Source organism: Dictyobacter arantiisoli, assembly GCF_008326305.1.
GTDB classification, from domain to species: Bacteria; Chloroflexota; Ktedonobacteria; order Ktedonobacterales; family Ktedonobacteraceae; genus Dictyobacter; species Dictyobacter arantiisoli.
In genome coordinates, this window is sequence record NZ_BIXY01000168.1 from 1 (window position 1) to 5,115 (window position 5,115).

The following is a 5,115-nucleotide window of genomic DNA, read 5'->3' on the forward strand; positions in this document are numbered from 1 at the left end:
CACCAAACGTCGAGCGCTTCGCCGTCTTGAGCAATTAGGGTACCAGGTCCAATTACAGCAGGCAGCAGAGACGGCATGATCTCTGCTGCCTGCTTTTGTGGAGCGGCTATTTTCAGGAGAATAAAAGGAATGACATACAAAAAGGGAGGGGAATTCGTATCGCAGGGGAGAGGACAGAGCGTCGGGGAGCGATGTAGGTGCGTGCCAAGGCCGCAGCCGAGGTGCGCTTTCCTCATCTCGTACTGATCCTATCGGATCCCATCGGATCCCATCGGATCCCATCATGCCAGCGCGTTGGGGCGAGATGGTGGTACGTGAACGGGAAAGCGCACCTCGGTTGCGACCTCGGCACGCACCTACACTTCTCCATCATCATTGCAGGTATGTGAACCGTATTGGGGTGTCCCCCAATCTGGCAATCTCGCTTGAATAGTTTTCCTTCGCTCGGGCATATGGCTTGATAGGCACAACAGGGAATTTGGTATATAATATAAAAAATACCGGGTGAGATGGACAAGCGTACTGTTTTATTCAAACTGACATGTTCAGCAACGTCTATCTCCTGCCCTGCTATTGAAAACAACCTTTGTTTGTTCTGGCAATAAAGATAGCTTACCATTGTTAGAAGAGTGCTATGCAACAATTTCATAGATCCTCCCCATCCCGTCATCCGTTGCAAGGCTCGGCCCAGATGACAGATGAACAGCGCCCATCGCATGTTTCTCGTGCGGATTATGAGCAAGACGATGCTGTAGGAGCTACGAGGGCTGTAAGTACCGTCGGAGCTGCTGATAGAGCGCGTTTACGCCAGGGAATTATGCATGTGCGTATTGATCATTTCCATTGTACGATGGAAGAGATGATTGATCCGTCGCTGCATGGGCAGAGCTTTATTGTGGGAACCGGCACAGGCCGCCCCAATGAGCCCGGACGCGTGATCGATGTCTCACCTGCCGCGGCCCGCCTTGGTTTGATTGCTGGCATGCCGTTACGCCGGGCACATCGCATTGCGCCCCGTACCCGCTTCCTGCCCGCTTCCTATGACTTGTATCAGCCCGTGATCCAGAAGCTCAAGGAACGCTATCGGGCATATTCACGGATCATTGAGACGCTACCCGTTGCCGATGCCTTTATTGATTTGCGTGCTTGCGAGATGCAATTTTCGTCACCTGTGATCCTTGCGGAACGCTTATGCGCCGAAATTGCTGAATTAGGACTCATGGCCATGATCGGGGTTGCGAATGGTAAATCTATCGCTGAATTGTCTGCATTGATGAGCCGTAAAGATGGCCGTCAGGGTGTTCTTTATATTCCACAGGGTCGTGAAGCCTCCTTTGTCCAGACGCTCCCTCTCTCCCTCTTGCTCAAACTCAGGGGAGGAGCCACTGAACAGTCCAGCTCGTTTACAGAAGCGGGCGAACAGTATGAAGGGCAGAACTCACGTCCGGGGGAGAGCGATGGCAAGGGCGAGCAACTTGATCCTGTTGCGGTCGCCGAAATGGTTGCTCATCTTCGCGATTTTGGTATTACCTCTTTTGCGCAGGTGGCAGCCCTGGCTGAGGAAGCTTTAATGCGTCGCTTAGGACCATTAGGCGGCTGGGTCTATCGGGTCGCTATGGGCGAGGATGATAGCCTGGTCATTCCTGATGCTCCTCCTTTAAGCCAGAATGCTCGCGTGCGTTTTAATCATCAAGCAGACGCCGATGAGACCTGTAGTGCCCTGCGCAAACTGGCGGATTATCTCAGCGAACGCTTGCAGGAACAGCGCTTGAAAGGCCAATCAATCGCCTTGATCCTCTGGCCCAACCATATCCGCCGCGAGACACGCAAACTGGTGATGAATGAGGATGGCGAAGAGATGGAGGTGGCGGCAGCCGAAGAAACCATCGGGGGACAGATGTTGCTAGATCGTCATACTGACGAGTCCGACATTATCGCCCATCATAGCTTGATGCTCTTCGCGCACTATCACCGCTCGGGCACACGTTATCTCCAGGTACAACTGCGCATCGGCGACATGATCACAACTGTCCCAACCAGCTATTATCCACCTCCCGCACGTGCACGGAGTCGCCTGACACGCAAATTATAATCTTGTTGGAGTGATCCAAAAACAATCATCTACGTTAGATGTCTGTTATTTGCTTTGTAGCGCGCATCTGTTGAAGCTCTTCCAGTTCTTTGTGTCCACGTGCTTCCAGATCTGTTGTCCATTCATCTTTATACTGTTGCATGGTATCGACGAGTGTCTGTGCGATAGCGACATTGCGATACCATTTATGGTCGGCGGGCACGATATACCAGGGAGCCTCATCGGTACTGCATTGGCTTAAAGCATCCTCATAGGCTTTTTGATAGTCATCCCAATATTTGCGCTCCGCGAAATCGCTGGTAGAGATTTTCCAGGCCTTATCTTTATCGTCAACACGCGCCTTCAGGCGTTTGGTTTGCTCCTCCTGGCTGATATGCAAAAAGAACTTCAGGATAATCGTTCCGTTTTGATGCAGCAGTTTCTCGAAGTTATTGATATTTGTATAGCGCTTGCTCCACACTTCCTCTGGAACCAGATTGTGGACGCGTGTGACCAGCACATCTTCATACTGTGAACGATTGAAGATACCCAGCATCCCTTTTGCTGGCGTGGCTTTATGGATGCGCCATAAGAAATCGTGGGCTGCTTCCTCTGCCGTAGGCACTTTAAACGAGTGCACCTCGCAGCCCTGTGGATTAATCTGCGAGAATACATGGCTGATGGTTCCGTCTTTGCCACTGGTATCCATGCCCTGCACAATCATCAATAAGCTATGGTGTTGTGCGGCGCTCAAAAGCTCTTGTAGCTCGCCAAGCTCTTTTCCCAACTTTGCCAGTATGTCATCTGCGTCCTCATGCCTGATCTCAGGATGGGTATAGCTGGGATCATATTTGTGGAGCTTAATCTTTTCGCCTTCAGGAACCTTCCATAACAACTGATGGCTCATCTCAACCTATCCTCTCTCAATGAAATATCTCTATCTCTTTCTATACTTATCACAGAAGCCTTATGGATACATTTGACACTGTTAAAGGACAGGTGCTGAGATGTTGAGTGCGACCGCGCGAGCGCAGGTGTGGATCTGCGGCTCAATCTGCGCGTCGATCTGGATAGCTTGCGCACGCAGATAGTGCATAAAGTTACGCATGGCATTGGTGAGAGCATCATACAGCTCGGCATCTGGCCGAATGTCCTCTTCCCACCACCAGTTGAGAATTGTCCAGGTATGGCCGTTCAAACGCGAGTCAAAGCGTCCAATAAAGCGATCTTTAAAGAAGACGGGGAGGACATAGTAGCCCCAGCGGCGCTGTGCCAGTGGTTTATACACTTCCCAGAGATAGTCAAAGCCAAAGATCTGCTGTAACGCTTTGCGATCCCACAACATGCTATCCAGTGGTCCTAGAAAGCGCATGCGAGGATCTGGCTCTGCTGTGGGTGCAGTGAGATATGGTAGAAGTTCGGTGAGTATATAGTAGAGCCATTTCTTTTCACCGACATGCACAGGGGTCAATATCCCCATTTCTACCAGTTGCGCGATGGCCTGTTTGCGTGTGGCACTATCTCCACAGCCGCTCCAGATGCATGCCTCGGCATTGGGACGTAACAGGCCCACCGCTTGAAAGCGCCGTGCAATGATCCAGCGATGATACGCCTCAGTATCCGGTAAAGGATCTTGTTGATAGTGCAGTGTGGGAATGACTCGCTCAGGTCGATCATAGTAATGGCGACCGCTCTGACGGTGATGGGTGACCAGTACGCCGCTGACCCACATGGCTCGCAGAATACGCTTGGTGCGCGTCTGACCATACCAGCTATTTTGATCCCCCATGCTACGGCGATCCTCGAACTCCAGGGATGAGAGTGGTCCCCGTGCATCAATGGCTGCCAGCAGCATGGGAGCGAGTTGTGGATCAGCCTGCATAATCTCGCGATCATGATAAGGCTTATACATCTCGCGGGTATGGCTACGCATCACCCAATCGCTGGCAGGCACAAGGCAAGCCTGCTTATCCCAGGCATCATAGATCAAGCGCTCAGTATATGCCGCCTGTTCCCAATCATCGACCTGATAGCCAGGAACTCGAGCTTGAAGCACCAGATCTGCATTGCGTCCTACTGGCTTTAAAGGATCGTATTGAACTGTTCCCAGGCGCGTAAAGACGCCTGGGAGATCGGTCGATGTGAAATGATAGGTCGCCAGAAAACGCCGCGCCTCTTCCTGGGATAGAGAAATACTTGTAACCACTCTTACCTGCCTCCTGCTAAATCAATCTAACGGCTTGGTTTGCATCTCGATTATAGGTCCCGCTTGCTGGTTAGAATATAACCTCTGCCGTTGGTTTGACCTCGACGGTTGCCTCATCCGTTGTAAAGCCGTGCAGCGTGTCGTTGTAGAAAGCAATAATCTGGGCTTCGCTAAGGATGGTGGTCGTGTACGTAAGATGTGCATCGCCGACGAGCGTGACATTATAGCCGAAGGTTGTCGCCCGGCGCACCGTGGTATCCACGCAATAATCTGTCTGTGCCCCTGCCACAACCAGATGCTTGATCTGTTTATCCTGTAAGACCTGCTCAAGCGTGGTCGCATGAAAGGAATCTGAGGCACGCTTATGCACGATCACCTCATCCGCCTGTGGCGCGATAGCGGGATGAATCGGCCAGCGCTCGGTTCCTGGCTCCAGCCAATCTCCTTTTGGACCACTATGTTGTACATAGATTACCGGTACATCTGCGGCCCGGGCCCGTTCCAGCAATGTCTGCATATGCGCCAGCGCCTCTTGATGATGCGCATTGTCTGGATCAATCATGCCAATCTGGATATCGATGATGACGAGGGCTGTATCCTTACTCATAGCTACTCCTTTGATTTTGTGCTCTTGCTGATTATAGAACGAGTGCGATTCCTTCTTACCTGCTTGAGTTTAGCAGCTAAATAGGGTAAAATCCGTCCTGATAGGACTGGTTCCACCCAAAACCCTGGGTCGAGAAAAAAGAGAGTTTCCAGTTGTGGTAGGATATAAAAAACCCATCCAACCCACAGAAAGGAAACTCTTATGCATATTCAAGTATCGCTCACGGTCGAC

Annotated in this window: 5 protein-coding genes; 1 reads left to right on the plus strand and 4 read right to left on the minus strand. The window is 51.4% G+C overall.

All coding sequences use genetic code 11. The annotated features are described in order from the left end of the window. The coding region (locus F1593_RS29150) for a hypothetical protein (protein ID WP_216369010.1) at window positions 1-236 on the minus strand (236 nt) is incomplete at its 3' end. Window positions 237-634: 398 nt separating this feature from the next. On the opposite strand from F1593_RS29150, the gene F1593_RS27175 reads away from it, so the two are divergent. Continuing rightward, window positions 635-2,092: a DNA polymerase Y family protein gene (locus tag F1593_RS27175; RefSeq protein WP_149404690.1), complete on the plus strand. Its 1,458-nt coding sequence runs from the start codon at window positions 635-637 to the stop codon at window positions 2,090-2,092. 34 nt (window positions 2,093-2,126) lie between these two features. Here F1593_RS27175 and F1593_RS27180 read toward each other — a convergent pair whose 3' ends face one another. The 3 genes from F1593_RS27180 to F1593_RS27190 all read right to left on the minus strand — a co-directional run bounded on the left by F1593_RS27180 (window position 2,127) and on the right by F1593_RS27190 (window position 4,884). After that, the gene (locus F1593_RS27180; protein ID WP_149404691.1) at window positions 2,127-2,978 is read right to left on the minus strand and encodes a polyphosphate kinase 2 family protein; all 852 of its coding nucleotides are present in this window, start codon (window positions 2,976-2,978) and stop codon (window positions 2,127-2,129) included. Between the two features lie 81 nt (window positions 2,979-3,059). Further along, window positions 3,060-4,277: a DNA glycosylase AlkZ-like family protein gene (locus F1593_RS27185; RefSeq protein WP_149404692.1), complete on the minus strand. Its 1,218-nt coding sequence runs from the start codon at window positions 4,275-4,277 to the stop codon at window positions 3,060-3,062. A 70-nt stretch (window positions 4,278-4,347) separates the two neighbouring features. Beyond that, the gene (locus F1593_RS27190; RefSeq protein ID WP_149404693.1) at window positions 4,348-4,884 is read right to left on the minus strand and encodes a cysteine hydrolase family protein; all 537 of its coding nucleotides are present in this window, start codon (window positions 4,882-4,884) and stop codon (window positions 4,348-4,350) included. Window positions 4,885-5,115 lie beyond the last annotated feature (231 nt).